Origin of the sequence: Parachitinimonas caeni, from assembly GCF_030129945.1 — a bacterium.
Lineage (GTDB): Bacteria > Pseudomonadota > Gammaproteobacteria > Burkholderiales > Chitinimonadaceae > Parachitinimonas > Parachitinimonas caeni.
In genome coordinates this window covers 74361-93378 of sequence record NZ_JARRAF010000001.1, presented here as the reverse complement: position 1 = coordinate 93378, position 19018 = coordinate 74361, and the positions used below count along the sequence as shown (strand labels likewise).

The 19018-nt window shown below is 57.2% G+C and carries 14 protein-coding genes and 1 riboswitch; of the genes, 3 read left to right on the top strand and 11 right to left on the bottom strand.

The genetic code is table 11. The annotated features are described in order from the left end of the window. Positions 1 to 102: 102 nt before the first annotated feature. The 3 genes from holA to leuS all read right to left on the bottom strand — a co-directional run bounded on the left by holA (position 103) and on the right by leuS (position 4313). On the bottom strand, positions 103 to 1122 hold the full coding sequence (holA, locus tag PZA18_RS00360) for a DNA polymerase III subunit delta (protein ID WP_284098784.1): 1020 nt from the start codon (positions 1120 to 1122) through the stop codon (positions 103 to 105). After that, positions 1119 to 1598 carry an LPS-assembly lipoprotein LptE gene (locus PZA18_RS00355; RefSeq protein ID WP_284098783.1) on the bottom strand — a complete coding sequence of 160 codons (480 nt, stop codon included), beginning with the start codon at positions 1596 to 1598 and terminating at the stop codon, positions 1119 to 1121. Before PZA18_RS00355 ends, holA begins: the two co-directional genes overlap by 4 nt. A gap of 87 nt (positions 1599 to 1685) precedes the next feature. Then, the gene (gene leuS, locus PZA18_RS00350; RefSeq protein ID WP_284098782.1) at positions 1686 to 4313 is read right to left on the bottom strand and encodes a leucine--tRNA ligase; all 2628 of its coding nucleotides are present in this window, start codon (positions 4311 to 4313) and stop codon (positions 1686 to 1688) included. Between the two features lie 334 nt (positions 4314 to 4647). Between leuS and PZA18_RS00345 the strand changes: the two genes are divergently transcribed. Next, complete coding sequence (locus PZA18_RS00345) at positions 4648 to 5520, top strand: SPOR domain-containing protein (protein ID WP_284098781.1); 873 nt, start codon at positions 4648 to 4650, stop codon at positions 5518 to 5520. Positions 5521 to 5929: 409 nt separating this feature from the next. Here the strand turns inward: PZA18_RS00345 and PZA18_RS00340 are convergent, their stop codons facing one another. The 5 genes from PZA18_RS00340 to PZA18_RS00320 all read right to left on the bottom strand — a co-directional run bounded on the left by PZA18_RS00340 (position 5930) and on the right by PZA18_RS00320 (position 13278). Further along, positions 5930 to 6655: an enoyl-CoA hydratase/isomerase family protein gene (locus tag PZA18_RS00340; protein WP_284098780.1), complete on the bottom strand. Its 726-nt coding sequence runs from the start codon at positions 6653 to 6655 to the stop codon at positions 5930 to 5932. A 167-nt stretch (positions 6656 to 6822) separates the two neighbouring features. Next, complete coding sequence (locus PZA18_RS00335; protein ID WP_284098779.1) at positions 6823 to 8676, bottom strand: PKD domain-containing protein; 1854 nt, start codon at positions 8674 to 8676, stop codon at positions 6823 to 6825. 165 nt (positions 8677 to 8841) lie between these two features. Then, positions 8842 to 9834, bottom strand: a complete 993-nt coding sequence (gene pdxA / locus PZA18_RS00330; protein ID WP_284098778.1) for a 4-hydroxythreonine-4-phosphate dehydrogenase PdxA — start codon at positions 9832 to 9834, stop codon at positions 8842 to 8844. Positions 9835 to 9836: 2 nt separating this feature from the next. Further along, positions 9837 to 11120, bottom strand: coding sequence for a peptidylprolyl isomerase (locus PZA18_RS00325; protein ID WP_284098777.1), 1284 nt, complete (start codon positions 11118 to 11120; stop codon positions 9837 to 9839). 10 nt (positions 11121 to 11130) lie between these two features. Then, positions 11131 to 13278, bottom strand: a complete 2148-nt coding sequence (locus PZA18_RS00320) for an LPS-assembly protein LptD (protein WP_284098776.1) — start codon at positions 13276 to 13278, stop codon at positions 11131 to 11133. Between the two features lie 67 nt (positions 13279 to 13345). Between PZA18_RS00320 and PZA18_RS00315 the strand changes: the two genes are divergently transcribed. Continuing rightward, positions 13346 to 14344, top strand: a complete 999-nt coding sequence (locus PZA18_RS00315) for an aminoglycoside phosphotransferase family protein (protein WP_284098775.1) — start codon at positions 13346 to 13348, stop codon at positions 14342 to 14344. Between the two features lie 217 nt (positions 14345 to 14561). Here PZA18_RS00315 and PZA18_RS00310 read toward each other — a convergent pair whose 3' ends face one another. Then, positions 14562 to 16508, bottom strand: coding sequence for a TonB-dependent receptor (locus PZA18_RS00310; RefSeq protein WP_284098774.1), 1947 nt, complete (start codon positions 16506 to 16508; stop codon positions 14562 to 14564). Positions 16509 to 16575: 67 nt separating this feature from the next. Further along, positions 16576 to 16782: riboswitch (cobalamin riboswitch) on the bottom strand. Positions 16783 to 16813: 31 nt separating this feature from the next. Here PZA18_RS00310 and PZA18_RS00305 point away from each other — a divergent pair. Beyond that, on the top strand, positions 16814 to 17227 hold the full coding sequence (locus PZA18_RS00305) for a hypothetical protein (RefSeq protein WP_284098773.1): 414 nt from the start codon (positions 16814 to 16816) through the stop codon (positions 17225 to 17227). A 49-nt stretch (positions 17228 to 17276) separates the two neighbouring features. Here the strand turns inward: PZA18_RS00305 and PZA18_RS00300 are convergent, their stop codons facing one another. Then, positions 17277 to 17867: a M15 family metallopeptidase gene (locus PZA18_RS00300; protein WP_284098772.1), complete on the bottom strand. Its 591-nt coding sequence runs from the start codon at positions 17865 to 17867 to the stop codon at positions 17277 to 17279. Continuing rightward, entirely contained in the window at positions 17834 to 18718 is an 885-nt protein-coding gene (locus PZA18_RS00295) for a GNAT family N-acetyltransferase (RefSeq protein WP_284098771.1), read from the bottom strand. The genes PZA18_RS00300 and PZA18_RS00295 overlap by 34 nt, the downstream gene beginning before the upstream one ends. Between the last annotated feature and the right edge of the window lie 300 nt (positions 18719 to 19018).

Sequence of the window (19018 nt, the reverse complement as noted above, 5' to 3'; positions counted from 1 at the left end):
CGGTCGCCCTGTGGCGAGATGGCACAACACCTACTCCGCTGCAGCGTACTTGCAGGGGCCTGAGATCGTGTTAATCACGACAGGCACCCCTTGCTGTAGTGGTCAGTTGCTTACCAGACCAGGTTTGACGAGACGTAAACCCAGGTTGAGCAGTTCATCCCAGACGTCGCCGTGACCGACGCCTTTGACCAGCCGGTCAATGCGTGCAGCGTGAGCCAAGGCGGCTTTCAGCTGGCTGGCTTTCAGTCGCGACAGTGCGGGTTCAATCAATTTTTGCTTGTCGCCCCAGATACGACACTCACGCAGCAACTGGGGCATTGCGACGCCACGCGCCCGACCTTGGCCAATCTTCAATAGATTGCGGGCCTCTTCGGTAATGGCCCATAGCACCAGATTGGGCGCCTCGCCTTCGGCTTTCAAGCCTTCGAGCATTCTTGCATAACGCAAAGGGTCTCCCGCCAACATGGCTTCGCCCAGCTGAAACACATCGTAGCGGGCGACATTGGCGATTGCCGAGCGTACCGCAGCGAGATCCAGCTTGCCGGGAGGATGAAGCAGGGCCAGCTTGTCGATTTCCTGTCGGGCTGCCAGCAGATTGCCTTCTACTCTTTCAACCAGAAATTCCAGCGCTTCAGCATCCAGCTGTTGTGACTGTCGGTGCAACCGCTCGGTAATCCAGGCGGGCAGACCGTGGCGATCAATCGTCTGGGCGGCGAGGGTGACGCCGGCTTCGGACAGGGCTGTGAACCATTTTGAACTGGTCTGCGTCTTGTCGAGTTTGGGCAGGCTGATTACCAGCAGGGTGTCTGGAGGTGGGTCGGCCGCATAGCGGCATAGCGCTTCGCTACCCTCGGTGCCGGGCTTTCCGTTGGGGATGCGCAGTTCCAGTATCTTGCGATCGGCAAATAAGGAACCCGCATTGGCTGCCATGGCCAGGTGTGACCAGCTGAAGCCAGGCTCAACCGTCAGAACGTCGCGCTCGGTATAGCCATTGAGTCTGGCGGCGGCACGAATCGCCTCGATAGCTTCGAGTGCGATCAGTGTTTCTTCGCCATGCACCAGATAAATCGGGGCCAGACTAGTCTTTAGCCTACCCGGCAGTTCTGCGGGGCGCAGGTTCATGGTCGAACGGCAGCCAGACGTCGCAGGATCTGCTGGGCTGCATCGTTCCGCATGTCGCGGATCAACACGGCCTTTTCGGCTTCTTTCGACAGCACTTTGGTTTCATCAAAAGACAGGTCACGGCGCACGATCAGGCTGGACGGGGCTATCAGACTACGCTCACCGCTGCGCAGACTGAAGCTGGTGCGGTAGGTTAGCTGGTACTCGGCCACACGTCCGGAGCGGTTGACCGTCAGCACCTGTTCTTCGATCGATTCGGATTCGATCCGCAGTTCGGCATCGGCACCCTGCGCGGCAGGAGCCAGCTTCAGATTGGGCTGCAGCATTAAGGACTGGCGCAGGATATCTGACAAGGCCGGATTGGCTGGATTGAGGTAAAGCGTGCTGAAGGCCAGGGGTTGGCTGGCATTGAGGCCACGTAGATGGAAGCCACATCCGGCGAGCAGGACAGCGAGCAGACAAACGAAAAGGCGCATTGACGATGGGGGCGGTTCTTGGCTGGCTGTTGCCAGCCTGGTTGAAAAACAGCCCGGCGAACCGGGCTGGTGAGTGTGTCGAACCGATCAGGCTGAAGCAACAATGTTGATCAGACGCCCTGGAACGACCACGACTTTCTTGATCGACTGGCCCTCCAGGAATTTCTGGACATTGCTGTTGGCGATGGCCAGCTTCTCGATTTCGGCGCGGTCGGCAGCGGCCGGGACATGGATTTCACCGCGCAGCTTGCCATTGATCTGCACCATCAGCTTGATCTCGTCCTGAGTCAGGGCCTCGGCGGCAGGCTCTGGCCAAGCAGTGTCGAGCAGATCGCCAAACTGCTTGTCGTAGCCCAGTTCCTTCCACAATTCGTAGCAGATATGTGGGCTGGCAGGATAGAGCGTGCGCAGCAGGATGCCAAAGCCTTCACGCAACACCGCTGGCGCCTCACCCTTGAAGTCATCCAGCGCATTCAGGAGCTTCATGGCGCCGGATACCACGGTATTGAACTGTAGCCGTTCGTAATCGGCATTGATCTGCTTGAGCGTGTTGTGAACCTCGAATCGCAGTGCCTTGGCGTCCTTGTCGAGCTCGCCAACACCGCTGGCCGACCGGATGGCTTCGGCGTGCTTGTGCGCGAAGGCCCACAGGCGGCGCAGGTAGCGATATGCTCCTTCGGCACCGCTGTCGCTCCAGGCTGCACTCTGATCAGGCGGCCCGGCGAACATCGTAAACAGGCGAGCCGTATCGGCACCAAAGCGGGCGATGATCTCTTTGGGTTCTACCACGTTGTTCTTGGATTTCGACATCTTCTCGATGCCGCCCATGATGACCGGTAACCCATCTTCCTTGGCAATCGCGCTGATGGGGCGACCTTTGTCGTCATGGGTAACTTCCACTTCGCTCGGGTAGAACCAGCGCTTGGATACGCCGTCTTCCTTCAGACGGTAGTAGCAGTCACGCAGCAGCATGCCTTGGGTGAACAGGTTCTTGAACGGTTCGTCGATCTTGACCATGCCAGCATCGCGCATGGCCTTGGTCCAGAAACGGGCATACAAGAGGTGCAATACCGCGTGCTCAATCCCGCCGATGTACTGGTCCATACCGCCAGCCATCCAGTATTCGGTCCCGTCGCTTACCATCGCTTCTGCATTGTTGGGGTCACAATAGCGCATGAAATACCAGCTGGAATCGACGAAGGTATCCATGGTGTCGGTTTCGCGCTGGGCGGGTTTGCCACACTTGGGGCAATCGACATTGAGGAAGTCAGGGCGATGCTTCAGGGGATTGCCGCTGCCATCAGGGATGCAGTCCGTCGGCAGAACAACCGGCAGGTCCTGGTAGGGCACGGGAACGTCACCACAGCATTCGCAATGGATAATCGGAATCGGTGTACCCCAATAGCGCTGGCGAGAAATACCCCAGTCGCGCAGACGCCAGGTGGTTTTTTTCTCGCCAATGCTTTTAGCCGCGAGATCGGCGGCGATGGCATCAACCGCAGCTTTATAGTTCAAGCCATCGTATTTGCCTGAGTTGATGGTCTTGCCCTGCGTCTTGTCGCCATACCATTCAGCCCAGGTTGTGCTGTCGAAGCTTGCGCCATCGACGGCGATGACTTGCTTGATGGCGATGCCGTACTTGTTGGCGAAGGCAAAGTCACGCTCATCATGTGCCGGTACACCCATGACTGCGCCATCGCCATAGCCCATCAGCACATAGTTGCCGATCCAGACTTCTACTTGCTCGCCGGTCAGGGGGTGGACCACGAACAGGCCGGTTGCCATGCCCTTTTTGTCTTGGGTGGCCAGTTCAGCCTCGGTAGTACCGCCCTTCTTGCACTCCTCGATGAAGGTAACCAATTCTGGTTTCAGCTCGGCAGCGCGGGTGGCCAGCGGGTGTTCGGCGGCCACGGCGCAGAAGGTCACGCCCATGATGGTGTCGGCCCGCGTGGTGAACACCCACAGCTTGCCATCGTTGATCGGGCTGCCGTCCGCCGCCAAAATCCTGTGGTCAAAGGCAAAGCGCACGCCTTCGCTCTTGCCGATCCAGTTGCGCTGCATGGCGCGAACCATATCCGGCCAACCTTCGAGCTTGTCGATGTCGGCCAGCAGCTCTTCGGCATACTGGGTGATACCAAAGTAGTAACCCGGGATTTCGCGCTTCTCGACCAGAGCGCCAGAGCGCCAACCGCGACCATCTACCACTTGTTCGTTGGCCAGAACGGTCTGGTCAATCGGATCCCAGTTCACAATCTGGGTTTTCTTGTAGGCAACACCTTTTTCCAGCATTTTCAAGAAGAACCACTGGTTCCACTTGTAGTAGTCCGGGTCACAAGTGGCGACCTCGCGGGACCAGTCGAAGGCCAACCCCAAAGGCTGCATCTGCGACTTCATATCGTCGATATTGGCGTAGGTCCACTCGGCAGGTGGCTTGCCATAGGCAATCGCGGCGTTTTCGGCCGGCAGGCCGAAAGCATCCCAGCCCATCGGCATCAGCACATTGAAACCCTTCATCCGCAGGTGGCGGGCCAGCATGTCGTTGATGGTGTAGTTACGTACATGGCCCATATGTAGCTTGCCGGATGGGTAAGGCAGCATCGAACAGGCGTAGTACTTGGGTTTCTGTTTGTCTTCAACGACTCGATAGGCGTCGCGTGCCTGCCAGCTCTCTTGAGCGGCGGCTTCGACATCGGCGGGACGGTAGTGGTCGTGCATGGCCATCTTCCTGTTGGGTTCAATGCTGGTGAATCAGACTGTGTGAGGCATGCCAGGGTAGGTAACTAATACCGTCCTCGCATTCATCAAAAGTAAGAATTATAACCGACACATGCATAGGCGCGCCTTCCAGGGGTTGCTGGTCTGTAGATTCGCGGGCGGAATGCATGAGGAGTGTGCCCAATTTTGCGGGCTTTTCGATGTATATGGCCACTATGCGTCTGAAAAAGCCATGAAAACGGGTCTTGCATGTTCCATGCTTCCGTTGTCGCAATCGAATGCCCGGCTGGATTCTGATGGCGGTGTCTTCCTTGTGGCTCTTAGGAGAATCTATATGAAGCGAACGTCAATCATCGCCGTTTTACTGGCGCTAGGTCTAGGTTCCAGTGCCCTGGCCAAGCCGCTAGAAACCTTTGTTGCCAGTGTGCAGATGCCGGCTTGGCTGGAGCGCGGCGGCGTCAAGCGTCCGCTGGCTGCAGGCACTTCGCTGGATAGCAACGATATTGTGTCTACGGGCACTGGCGCACGACTTTTGCTGCAGCTGCCGGAAGGTAGTACGGTCAAACTCGGTGAAAACGCTGTTTTGCGGCTTGATACGCTCAGCAATGCCGATGGACAGTCATCGCCCTTCAAGGCGGCGCTGAACGTCGTGACGGGGGCTTTCCGCTTTACCACAGGGCTATTATCCAAACCGCGACGACGCGAAGTGGATATTCAGATTGCTACGATCACTGCGGGTATCCGAGGAACCGATATCTGGGGCAAGTCAAATAACGAGAAAGACCTGGTCTGTTTGCTCGAAGGCAAGATCCAGGTCAAGCATCCCCAGGCACAGCCGCTGGAAATGACGGAGCCGCTGACATTTTATGTGGCAGACAAAGGGCAAGCCCCAAAGCCGGTTTCGGGCGTACCACAGGACAAGTTGAAGGAGTGGGCTGCCGAAACGGAAATCCAGGCAGGTAACGGGGCGGGGAGTCACGAGGGGCGCTGGCGAGTGATTCTGGGCCGGTATAGCAAGCAGGCCGAGGCGTTATCACTGTACGACCAGCTGCGTGATGGGGGATATGCGGTGAAAATCAGAACGGGTCACGGCAAGGGCAAGTATTCGGTGCAGCTGACCAATCTGGCCTCAGAGGCCGATGCCAAGGCTGCAGGTAGCCACTTGCAGGCGGCGTTCATGACGCCTTTGGCGATTATCGGGCGCTAGGTTCTGTTGACGTAAGGTTTACAGTCGCGCCGGGCCGAGTTTTGGGGCAGGGCTGGGCAGGGTAAGCGCGGTTTAGCGAGCTAAATAAGCGAACCCTAACGACATACTGCCCCAAAAATCGACCCAGCCCGCAGGGTTTCACCGGAAAATGGCCTGGTCCTGTGTTGCAGAACGCTTGCATAGAATGACTATGCGGCGCGTTCTGCGCCTTGTTCCAGGCCATTTTCCGACGAAATGCGATCTGTAAACCTTACGTCAACAGAACCTGGGCGCTGTTGACACGCTTTCGGGCGCGCTGGAAATGAAATGGCAACAGAGCCTAGGCTGGGAACATGCTTGGGCTACCAGAAAAAACGCCGGGGCAAGGCTCCCGGCGTTTGTTTTTGGCAAAGCGCTGTTGAGGATGAGATCAGCGGGCGCTAGTGATGGAGGTGGCTGCCAGTGGTACGGCTGAATCGGCAGCGGTTGTCGCTTGCGCAAATTTCACCCGCCAGTCCAGCTTGATGGTGGCGTAGGTCTGGGCGTCCTTGCTGGCCAGGCTGCGTGCCAGTTCCATCGCCTTGGGCTCCAGCGCCTCTTCGCTGTGCGCCGAGCTGACAATCCCCATTGCGGCGGCTTCTTCCCCTCCTACAGCACGACCCGTCATGGCTAGTTCCCAGGCTGCCGCCGGGGCTGGCAGCAGTTGCACGGTTGCCAGCATGGTTGGCGTGAAGGCCAGCTTCAAATCCACCTCAGGAAAACAGAAACGGCCTCGATCGGCGCGCATCAGTCGGAAATCGCAAGCTGAGGCGATCAGTGCGCCACCACCATAGGCGTGGCCGGATATCGCTGCAACGGTCGGGCGACGCAGCAAGGCTAGCCTTGCCAGCATCGCGTCCACACGCGGTGCAAACTCGCGGAACAAGAACCCGTAGCCACCATTGGCCTGGATGTATTCGAGATCAAGGCCAACACTCCAGTTTTTCGGATCGCGGCTGACCAGCAGCAAGGCAGCATTGCCTGGCTCGTCCTCCACAGTGTCGAGAGCGGTCATCAGCTCATCGAGCATGTCGCCATCAATCGCATTGCCCTGAGCAGGCCGGTTGAATGTCAGAACGAATACGTCGCCATCGCGACTCAATTCAATTTTTGCCATGTTTGATAACTCCAATCACGCCCGGCCTGCAATGGGCCGGGCTTGTTGTTGATTTTAAGAGGCGGCTCTGGATCTTACCCCTGCAGGCGCCTCGGTGCTGATAGGTGTTCAAAAGTCGGTGGAGCCCTCTTTCCGGTAAAGCCAGTTCTGTAAACCTAGGCCAGGCTTCAAGGGAATGTGTGAACGAGTTGGTAACGTCGATTGCGCAACATATCCTCTGAGCTGCTGCCATACCCCGCAAATACCATGACTCCCGAGAGTCCCCGCACGTCTGTGTTCCGCAGCAACGGGAAAGTCGAGTCGCGTAGCGGGCCGCTTTTGGCGCTTGGTACGGGGCCAAATGTCCAGCGCTGCCAGGTGTTGCCATTGAAGGCGTAAATCTGCTCACCTACTCTGGCGGCTACAAACAGCGCGCCATCTTTGCTGACATCGGCAGCCGCAACACGAATCCGGACCGAGAGGTCCGTCGCTTCGGGCGTACCGCCAATCTGGGCCGTGAATTGCGGTGCTTCAGGGATTTCAGGGTTTGGATTGATGGTGATTTCGACATCATCCACGCCGGTATAGCCTTGATTGTCAGTAACTCTGACCCGGAATTTCAGGGTCTCGCTGGCAGTCAGGCCCGGTGCAATGAACTTGGGATTGACCGTGGTATTGTCAACCAGAACCACCGGGGTGCCCGACAGTTGGCGCCAGTAGTAGCTGGCGATCTTTCCCGGCGCAACGTCACTGGAGTCGATGGCGGTCAGGGTGACATCGTCACCGGCACGTACCGTCTGGTCTGGCCCGGCGCTGGCGACAGGCGGGTTCGGTGGCAGATAGTTGTAATACAGATACCCCCGCAGCGGGATGGTGGCCGAATCGCAATACTGCACAAACTCGGCAGCAAAACGATCAACTGTGCCGCCGGTTACCGCGTAATCCAGCACCGTGAAGCTGCCTTTGCTCTTGTTGCAACCTCGGCCACTGCCACTGATATCCAGTCCGGGCAGGGTGCTGGCCTGGAAGGGGTAGCGCTCGGTCCCGGCATAACTGCCAACGGCCAGTTCCGCTTTATTGATGGCGGCAAAGCTCAGATTCCACCACTTTGTTTTATCGGCGCTGTCGATCCGAAACAAAATTGCGTTATCACTGGCCTCCTTTTTCGGAGTGAAGGTGTATCCGCCTGCAAGGGTTGCTGACTGATTGATGCCACCAGTGATGTATTCACCCGTCGCACCGAACAGCATCATGCCGGTCTGGCGGGCATTTTTGCTGGTGCCGCGCACCGTGGTAAGGATGCTGCCTGTTCCCCCTGCTTCGTCGGTCGCTTCTAGCTGGAACTGCAAGTCTTCGCCCTCAGGATCGACCTGTGGCACGGTGAAGACCTGACGCGGGTTGACGGTGGATGAGTCCAACGTCACCTTGGAACCGCCGGTCTGCGTCCATTTGTACGAGGTGATTTTGCCGTTCGGCGAGAAAACGAGCGATCCATCCAGTACCGCTTGCTGACCTTCTTGGGTGGGGTCGGACACATAGACGACCATAGCCAGCTCAGTCTGGGGCGGATTATCCGAATTGAAAGCAATCGCCCCCCGAAGCGACCCAACGCCCCCGACGCAGCTCTGGGTAAAGCGCGCGCTGAGCTTGTCGATCACACCATCGCTGCGATAGCTGATCTGGTCTATCCAGAACCGGCCGGTTGCCTTGGGGCATTTGCGGCCTTCTCCAACGATATTGATGTGCGGCACGGTACTCGACTGAGTGGTGTAGCTATCCGCTCCCCAGTAGGGGCCTGAACTGAGTTGCGCCCCGTTCGGGCCGGACAATTCAATCGTCCAGCTTTGGCTGGAGGAGGTCGCAGACGTAAAGGTGACGCTGTTGGAGGTAGCTGAATAGCTTCCCGAGGACTCTGTAAAGTTGCGGGATTTGCCGATCAGGACAAAGTCGGAAGGGTCGCTGTTCAGGCTGAGCGAATTGATCGACCAGGCACTGCCTGATACCAGCAGGCTTAGCGTGAGTCCTAGCAAGCGGGCGGTCATGACTATCAACTCCTGTCAGGGGTGAGGATGTGGAGCGCGAGGCATGGCGCTCTCTGAAGTCAGCCGGTTGCAGTGATTTGCGTGACGGAAAGCGGCTGAAACGGGCATATGGGTAAGACAATAGCAGTGTACGAATGCTGATGGTGGCGCGGCGAATAGAAAGTGTCAGTTTCTTCGGTTGGCGAGATCAATCGCCAGATCAATCGCCGCATGCAGGCTGCCACCATCCGCCCGGCCTGTCGCGGCGAGATCCAGAGCTGTGCCGTGGTCCACCGAGGTGCGGATGATGGGCAGCCCCAGGGTGATGTTGATGCCATGACCGAAGCTGGCGTGTTTGAGCACCGGCAAGCCTTGGTCGTGATACATCGCCAGCACGGCATCGCCCTGTGCCAGTTGTGCCGGATTGAACAGTGTGTCGGCCGGCAAGGGGCCGATCAGGTTCATGCCCTGCTGGCGCAACTGTGCCAAGGCTGGGGAGATGACTTCAATTTCTTCACGGCCCAGATGCCCGCCCTCGCCGGCATGCGGGTTTAACCCGGCAACCAGAATGCGCGGGTGGGGAATGCCGAACTTCTGCTGCAGCTCCTGATGGATGATCTGCAGTGTGGTAATCAGGCTATCGAACTGGATGGCTGCGGGCACCTGTGCCAAGGGCAGGTGAGTGGTAGCCAGCGCCACACGCATGCCCGCCCCGGCCAGCATCATCACGACTTGCGGGGTATGGGTACGTTCTGCCAGATATTCGGTGTGCCCGGAAAACCCTTGTGGCAGTAGCGCGGCGTCATTGATGACACCCTTGTGCAGCGGTGCTGTCACCATGGCGGCAAATTCGCCGGATAGGCAGCCATCACAGGCTCTATCCAGCAACTGCAAGACTTGCGCGGCATTGGCAGTGTCCAGTACACCTGGCTGGCACGGTTTGGCCAATGGCAGGTCAAGAACCTCCAGCGAAGGTATTGGCGGCGACAGATCGCTATATGGCACCCAGGGCGGCGTCACACCGAGCTGCTGGGCGCGTGTCCGCAACATCGCCTGATCTGCCAGAAGGACCAGACGCGCCGGGTAGCGCGTCGGGTCCAGTGTGGCCAGCAAGTCCGGCCCGATGCCAGCAGGCTCGCCGGCTGTGATGGCAATGACGGGGCGGCTGCGCGTTGGCATGCTTATTTCTCGATCAGCCGGACATCGACGAATGCCCGGTCACGCAGCTGGGTTACCCAGTCTTCCTGTTGCTCATCGGCTTTACGGGCCCTGAGCTCCATGCGGACGCGCAGGCGTTCTTTTTCCACGGTCACATCTTGTGTACGTCGCTCGATGACCTGAATCAGGTGCCAGCCAAACTGCGTGCGCACAGGCTCACTGATGTCGCCGGGCTTGAGTTGGGTCATGGCACTTTCGAATTCCGGCACGGTATCGCCCGGCGACAGCCAGTCCAGATCGCCGCCTTTAGTAGCACTGCCATCTTCAGAATGGAGCTTGGCCAATTCATCGAACTTGCCGCCGCTCAATGCCCGGTCACGCAGCTGCTGAATTTTCTGGCGGGCTTCGGAATCGGAGGTGACTTCATTGACCTTGACCAGAATGTGGCGGGCATGCGTCTGCTGGATGACTTCGCGATTAGAACGCTCCCGCTTTTCAACCAGGCGGATGATATGAAAACCGTTGGCGCTCTTCAGAATCTGGGTGTTCTGGCCGGGTTTGAGTTTGCTGATGGCCTCGGTAATCAAGGGGGGCAGGCGACCGGCGCTTCGCCACCCCAGGTCACCGCCGGACAAAGCGTCGGCAGCATCGGAAAGGCTGGCGGCCACTTCGGCGAACGGCTTGCCCTTGGCAATTTCTGCCAGTGCGGACTCAGCTTTCTTGCGCCGACGCTCGATCTCATCAGGCTTGGCCTGCTCGGGGACCTGTACCAGGATATGGTTCAGGTGGAACTCCGTTTCCGCCTCGGCCGAGTCTTGCTGCGACTTCATGAAGGCATCTACTTCCGACTCGGTGATATAAATCTTGCTTTCGATTTCACGTTCTTTGAGTCGAGTCAGCAGCATCTCGCGGCGGATTTCCTCGCGGAACTGTTCGTAAGACATTCCCTGCCGGGTCAGCGTGGTACGAAACTCCGGCATGGTCAGCTTGTTGGCTTCGGCAATGCGCTGCATGCTGCGTTCCAGCTGGGCGTCGTCGATCTTCAGGCCAGTATCGTTTGCAAACTGCAGCTGCACCAGCTCATTGATCATCCTTTCCAGCACTTGAGAACGCAGGACATCGACCGGTGGAGCGTTGATCTTCTGGCGGGTCAGGTTTGCGCGGATGGCGGTGATGCGCTCATCCAATTCGCGTTCGGTAATAACCCCTTTGTTGACGACGGCCACGACACGATCAAGTGTCTTGACCTCGGCTTGGGCGGACAGGCTGGCAGCAGTTGCTGCAATGAGGAGCAAACGAGCAATCATGGTGTCTTGGTCAGTTAAGCTTGGAATAGCCAGGAATACTCTGGCGTAGCGTTTCGAGCGGATTGGAACCCAGTCGGCCAACATCGTTCAATTCCAGTTGGAAGAACAACGTAGTTGGCGCGTCCTGAGCGGAAGTTACAAAGCGTTGTCCGACCATCCGGAACGCCCAGCAGCCTGCATTGTATTCAAGGCCTAACAGGGATTCTAAAGCTTTGCGATCTTCCAGCGAGTAGTTCTGGCGGGCCATGCCATACCAGCCCTTGGCAATCGGCCACTGGCCCGAAATGTCGATTTGTTTGACCTCGGGTGTGGGCGCGCGATCGTAGCGATAGCGCACATTCAGCAAATGACCAGGCTCTGGCTGATAACGCAGATTCAGCCCGGTTTTCTGGGTACGGTGGTCGCGCTGGTTGTACTGCCAGGAACTATCTACCCACCAGTTGGGCAGTGGTTGTCCCCCGATACTGGCAATGATGTCGGAGGAGTTTTCGTTTTCCTTGCGGGCAGGTGAGGACAATGTCACCTGCTGTTTCTGAAAGTAAAAACGCTGGCCGATTGCCAATCGTAGCCGCTCGGCACCGGTATAGGTCTCAAACAGACGCGAGGTCAGTGCAACCGTCAACTGATTGGCGTCGTTGATGCGGTCGTTGCCGGTAAACCGGTTTTCCGAAAACATCTGCGCGAAGTTGAAATCGGCTTCACCAGCGTCGAAGTTCGGTAACTTGGACTGATCGCGATACGGTACCCGTACATAGTAAAGGCGAGGTTCTAGCGACTGGATCAGGTCGGTATCGAACCAATTGAGCTCGCGATCGAAGAACAAACCGCCATCCACGCTGAAGATCGGCAACGTGCGCGATTGGTGGCCACTGCTCGCTCCCTGGCTGGCATCCAGACGATAACTGGTGCTGTGCAGGCCTAGCTTGGGGGTGATGAATCCGTAGGAGGTTGCCAGAGGCATGGAAAGTGACGGATTGAAGATCATCCGGTCACCGTTTTGCTTGGTCGGGTGCCGGAAGGCCACCAGCTCGCCGCTGATATTGGCCCGGAATGGCGCCGGCAGTGCTGGCGAGGCATTCAGCGAAATATTAGGCAGCTGAGCGTACGGGGTGTCTACCGGGTTTTTCGCGTCCTGCTGCAGGGTTTGGAATTTAACGACCCGACCGCTCAGATTCCACCACGGCTGGTTGTAGCTCAGAACGGCTTCGCGTGGCAGGTAGGTCTTCGATGCCACGGCAATCCGGTCGCCAAAGTCGGCAAAGTAGCGGTCATCCGAGGCGCTTTGCAGATTCAGCAGACCCGTTAGCCCGGGGGCCAGAGCCTGCTTATGTTGCAGGTTGAAAGCCCAGCGCTTGTCGCCATAACGCCGATCATTGTTGATGTAGTCGCCCTCAATGGTTCCGGCAAATGTCGGCTCAAGGTAGCGAAATTCGTTGCTGAGCATGATGCCGCGATTGGTGATCAGTCGCGGCGAGAAGGTGGCATCCCGGTTGGGGGCGATGTTCCAGTAATAGGGCACTGTCAGCTGAATGCCATTAGAACCGCCGACTTTCAGCTCCGGCGTCAGCAAGCCACTCTTCCGGCTTCCATCAAGGCTGAAGTCGAGCCACGGGGCGTAGAGGATTGGAACCCCTTTGAATTCGATCTGGCCATCGCGCGCGGTGCCGATATTGCGGGTGTAGTCGAGATCAAGCTGGCCGGCCTTCAGAAACCAGTCATCATTGCCGGGTCCGCAAGTGGTATAGCGGGCCTGCATCAGCTTGTAACGGTCGGGACCGTCGAATAGTAACTTGAGGGCATCCCCCCGGCCGCGCCGGGTGCGAGTTGTATAAACCGGCTGTTCGAGTTCGCCTGTCCGGTCGGCTTGGTGGAGCTTGAGCTTGCCGCCCTCCAGATGATCGGGACCCGAGTCCAGGATGGTCTTATCCCCCGCCTGGATCTCGTCGGTGTCAGCAAATAACTGCATCCAGTCTGCCTGCAGGCGCTGGTTGCCTTGGGTGACGACAACGTTGCCACTTGCATTCGCATTGCGCTGGCCGACGCCATCAGCGTTGTCAGCTTCAATTTGTATGGGCAAAGCGGGGGTAGGGGCCGCCATAACGGACGGAGTGAGCGCAGCCAGGGCGGCGGCGAGCGGAGCCAAGGGGAAGCGCGGCATCGGCGGGAATCTGCAAACAAAAGGCTGGTAAAATCTCACACTTTACGCCCCCTGACAATCCAAGCCCATGCTCCGTCTGCAACAGCTCGAATCCTGGTTGACTGGTCTGTACCCAGATAGCCCCTTTAGTTTGGCACCGGCATCGGCCGACGCCAGTTTCCGCCGTTACTTCCGCGTGAGTTTTGCGGATGGTCGTAGCTTGATCGCCATGGATGCGCCGCCTCAGCACGAGGATTGCCGGCCCTTTGTGCGTATTGCTGGCCTGTTTGATTGCGTCAACGTGCCCAAAGTGATTCAGCAGGATCTCGAACAAGGCTTTCTGTTGCTCACGGATTTGGGAAGTACCACCTACCTGGCGGCCATGCATCCAGAAAAGCCGGAGGCGGCACAAGCTTTGTATCGCGATGCAATCAGTGCGCTTGTTGCCATCCAGAAAGCCAGCATGGCAGATACTTTGCCTCCTTATGATGCGGCCTTGCTGCGCCGGGAACTTCAGCTATATCCGGAATGGTATGTCGCACGGCATCTGGGCAAGTCGCTTGATGATAAGCAGCAAGCAACCTGGGATCGTGTTACAGCCTTGATTCTGGCGAATAATCTGGCTCAGCCCAAGGTTTATGTACACCGCGATTTCCACTCTCGCAATTTGATGGTGACCGAGCCGAATCCGGGCGTACTGGACTTTCAGGACGCGGTATACGGACCCATCACCTATGACCTCGTGTCCCTACTCAGAGATGCCTATATCGAATGGCCGGAAGAGTTTGTTCTGGATTTGGTGATTCGTTACTGGGAACAGGCCAGAGCGGCCCAATTGCCGGTCCCGACAGATTTTGCGGAGTTTTATCGGGATTTCGAGTGGATGGGCGTGCAACGTCAGCTCAAGGTGATTGGCATTTTTGCCCGCCTTTGCCATCGGGATGGCAAGTCGGGATATCTCAACGATATTCCCTTGGTAATGCGCTATCTGCGTAAAGCTTGTGCTCGTTATGCAGAATTACGGGCGTTGTTGCGACTGGTGGATGAGCTGGAAGGCGTCAGCCACCACACGGGTTACACCTTCTAGCCGCTGTTGCCCGGGATTGTGATGTAGCGATCACATCAACCGGACCGGATGGCTGCGAAATCGAGGGAGTACCCTGTCTGAATAAAGCAACACTGCGCCAGTGATGGGCGCAGTGTGCTTTTCACAGACGTATCTTGCTCGAGCAAGTATGGGTTCCCGCGTTGCTCCGAAGCCCGACGGAATGGCGACTATGGTGGCTGTCGTGCGACGCCACGTCTTAGAACCGATAAGCCCCTGTCAGATAAAACGCCCGACCTTGATTCGGATAGACGTTGTAAGCGCTGCCAAAGCTGCTCTTGACACCATAACTGGCATAGCGCTGGTCAGTCAGATTCTGGCCGGACAGGCTAAGCTGCCAAGGACCGCGCTGGTGGCTAAGTTTGACCCCCACTACGCCGTAGCCGGCGAGCCAGGTGGCTTGATTGGCTTGGTCGTTGTCGAGACGGCTGCGGCTGACCAGCTGCCAGTCCAGATCCAGTCGGGTACCTTCGGCTACTGGCATGCCGACGCTCAGATTGAACTTGTGACGCGGCGTTAGTGGCAGATCGTTACCGTCCAGTGAAACGGCACCGTAGCGGCCACCATCATAGCGGGAGCGGGTATAGCTGTAGTTGCCGTGCCAATCGATGGCGCCAGTCCGTAACCGGCTTTCAAGCTCCAACCCCTGGCGGCTGGAAGGGTCCAGATTGATGTTCTGGCCATATGTTCCAGCCAATGGGTTGTAGTGGATCTCGTCATTCAGCTTGATCTGGAAAACGGCGGCTCGTCCATACCAGGCGGCTGTCGTGTATTCAATACCCAATTCCACGTCGCGTCCGGTTTGCGGGCGCAGGTTAGCGTTATCGGCCAGTTCGTCAGCATTGGCGAAGCGGAAGCTTTTGCCAATACGGCCATAGGCATTGATGGCTTCGGTCAGTTGTTGGCGCAGGCCCACCTGCCAGGCGGTGAGTGAGTCTGTGTTGTCCGCAGGGGTGAATCCACGCACTTGGTGGTGGCTACGTTCGTGTCGCACGCCGAGATTGAGGCGGGTCTGGTGGCTGATTGCCGTGGTCTGGTCGATATATAGGGCGCGTGTCTTCTGTTCGCTGCCGCCGCTGGCATCCAGCTGGTCGGTGGCGCCTCCAAAGCGATCAGCGGTGGCACGGCTGATATCCAAGCCAGCGATCAGGTCGCCAGACATGCCGGCTAGCTGATGTCGCCAAGCCAGACGGGGGCTGATGCTCAGCGTGCTGATTTCTCGCCGGTCATTCCATGGGTATTGCCCCCCATAATGGATGAATCCGGTTTTGCGCCGCCAGCCGATATCCCCAAGCAGACGCACATTGTCCACACTTTTATCCACACTGATTTGTGCCCGGTCGGTATCGATCCAGGAGTGGTCATCCGGGCTGGCTGTGCCTCGTGGATCGGAGGCCATTTGATCAAGGTTTCGGCTGGAATCTATTCTGCGCGGGCCGGGTAAACGCAACCGTTCCCGTTCACTGGTGAGGTTGGCTGTCACGCGGGCAGCACCCAGTTGCAGATTGCCTTCAAGGTTGCCAGATCGAGTCTGCTCGCGGTTGTTACGGCGCCAGTGGTCGCTATCGAGGTAGTAAATGCCGGCCTTCAGGCTGTTGCCGCCATCAGCAATTTGGTAATGGGCGTTGAGCGCAGCGGTGGAAAAGCTGCCGACTTTGGCTTCAAGCAGTCCTCCTGATTGACTGCCGCGAGTAATGATATTGATGACCCCGCCTACAGCGCCGCTGCCATATAAAACAGCGCCACTGCCCCGGACGATTTCGATCTTTTCCACAGCGGATAGGGGAATCTGACCGATACGTGGGCCAGATAAATCATTCTCATTCAGCTTGATACCATTCAGCAGAATCTGGGTGTTGGACGGGCCGGCGATGCCAAAACCGCGTAGGCCGACGCTGCCGTTGTTTGTCGAATCGAGGCTTAGGGAGGTGACACCAGCCTGACCCGCCAGAAGCTCGGACAAGGAGGTAGCACTGCTGCGCTCAATGTCCTGACGGTCGATCACGCTGAGATTGACGGCCAGATTGCGTGGAGGCATCGGAACCCGGCTGGCGGTGACAACAACAGTTTCGATGGAGGACGTGTCTTCGGCAGCCAAAGCGGTGCCAGTGGCGCACAAGGCGCCGAGTGTAAAGAGAAAACGCATGGGGACTCCGGTGGGCGCTCGCACCCCGCGAGCGGAAAAAATACGCGACTTCGATCATGTGGACGTCGAATCGCACCAGCGGCAGGCCGGTCTCCGGGCTTGGTCTCTCCACCTATCGACCTTCCCACGCCCAAGGGTTTGAGACGCAGTGGTATCTGGCGATATGGCCAGGATAGTGTTTCATTGAGACTTACCGTTGCGGGGGCAGCATCGGCTTAACCGATTTCCCGTTTCACCACGCCATCCAAAATCCACCGCACGCTGTAAGCATTGGCTTGCACGAGATGCGGATGAAGTGGCTTTGAATGGTGTTGGCACCTGCCGAAGTGCGCATCATACGCAAGCTGGGCGCATTTGCAGCGAATCGCGGTAGCAAAGGCTTGCCGAGGCTGTGGGAGTGGGGTAATTCTCAATCATTGCCCGATTGGGCTGACTGGCCAGAGGGGATATCTGATATGAAGATTGTGCGCGTACTGGAAGTGTGGGAAAAGGGCATGGATGGCCACTTTATAGATCAATGGCCACTGGCAGATACCTTATCCACGGTATATCTGAGCCAACTGTTTGCGGATGAACAAGATCGGCCCGACCCCGACATGCTGCTTTCGTACTTTTTGAGTCCTGCAAAAGCCGTGCAGCTTCAGCCCTATATTGCCCAGCAACTCGATCCCGATGTGCACGACTATATCCTTGCTGCCTATGGCGTGCCTGGCAAATAGCTGGGTGTTGGGGTAACAAAGGGCGCAGATTATGCAATATTTGGCGACATTAGCCCCGATATCCCCAGTGCCAAGGCTGGTAGCCAAAGCCCAGCAGATTGTGCTTGGGATAGGTTAGTGAGAAGTCGAAGTCTCTGGCTCGTTGGCAAAGCCAGGTGAATGCAGGAGTTTCGTCAAAGCTGGCATGCAGTGGTCGGCAAGCTGTGGTACCGAGATCAATCGCTCGACCTGTGTGGTGCTCGCTGAATCCGGGTGGGGCGAATAACGCCAACAGGCTTTCCAAGGGTTCACCAAGTGCCATGCGCCGGCAGACAATTTCATACTGCCGCTCGAAGCTGCGAAAGGCAGATAACAAGCGAAGACAAACACCATCTCGTTCTGCTGCTGCTTTCATGGCAATCCAGGCCGTGGCGGCATCCGGTGTCAGTAGATGCAGTCTGCCTGTTGGTTCTATTTCGGCCACTAAAAGTTCGTCAGCCTCTCTGAATATAGGCAGGCGACGATTAGTGATGATGTCGTAGTGGATGCCGAGTGAAACCAGTGATTGCGCAATCCTCTCTGCGTATTCATCAACAACAGGGCGATGGCGTACAGCGGACTGACTAATTATGTCAGTTTCTGCCGTAAATTCTTTTGCCATACTGTTCTCCTTCCTGTTTCAATAAATCCGAAAGATTGGTGCAAGCTCCACGATTCGACATTGGTGCTGGCAACAACTGACTCCAATTTGCTTAGTCCATTTTGATGGGCCACCCTAGCGGCCTGCGACAGCATCGCTTTAGCAATACCTTGGCCTCGGCAGGTGAAGTCCACGCCAAAGCTATGAAGGCTGCCATCTTGCATGATGAGCAAGTACGCTCGGTACTTGCCATGACTATCCAGCCAGACTTGTGAGGCATTTAAGTGGACGGCGGGCGAAAGCCAAATTCGTGCCAGTTCATCAGGAGTGATCGCCGGCGCATTGGGAACATCCAGAAATGCCCGGTTGTGGAGCCTGCTGAGGGCGGTGAAGTCAATGCCAGGAATCGCAATCCTGTGCAATCCAAAGCCCATCGGGTTATTTTCAGTATTTGTGGGCAAAGCTATTTCAAGGTCAACGAATTCAAATACAGGAGAGAATCCTGAACCATGCAGGGCCGTGATCTTGCCGCTTTCTTCTGGATAAGTATTGATTCTGAGCCAGTGCGCACCTTGACGCTTCGCCTCTCCAATCAGCAGCTCTACCAATAGCAATGCGGCATTATGGTCGGCCGCGATGACAGGGAGGCCATAAAACTCCCCGTCTTGCACACCCTGATTCACCCAGCCTGCTAAGCCGACGGGCATTCCTTCTCGCCAGGCTACGCGCACCTGTCGACCATTCCCGTGTGCATGGTCCGTCAAATCATTGGAAAGATTGGCGGCTAGGTACAACTTTTGGTGTAGCGGTAGCTGCGCTTGCATTGCCAGCAGGCGGGGGAGGTCAGCCAAGTCAAACGGTAGGAGCTGCATGAGTTTCTCCGGAGCGCTCTGTGCCATTCCAGATTCTTAGCGACTGTTTTAATGGTAATTTTTACTACAGCAAAGCTAATGCCAGCTCGACATGTCTGCTGCTTGAGTCTGCGTGGATGGGGATATAGGTATCGAAGAGGAGGGGCTGTGACCCCTCCCCGGCGATAAGCTGGCACATGGAAAAGCAAAATGCGGCACCATCAAATAGACGGCACCGCATTGGCTTGACTGCATGCAACTAGGCGCGGTTGATATTTTGCTTTCGGTCGCACCAGGCCGAACTTTGGGGCAGGGTGATAC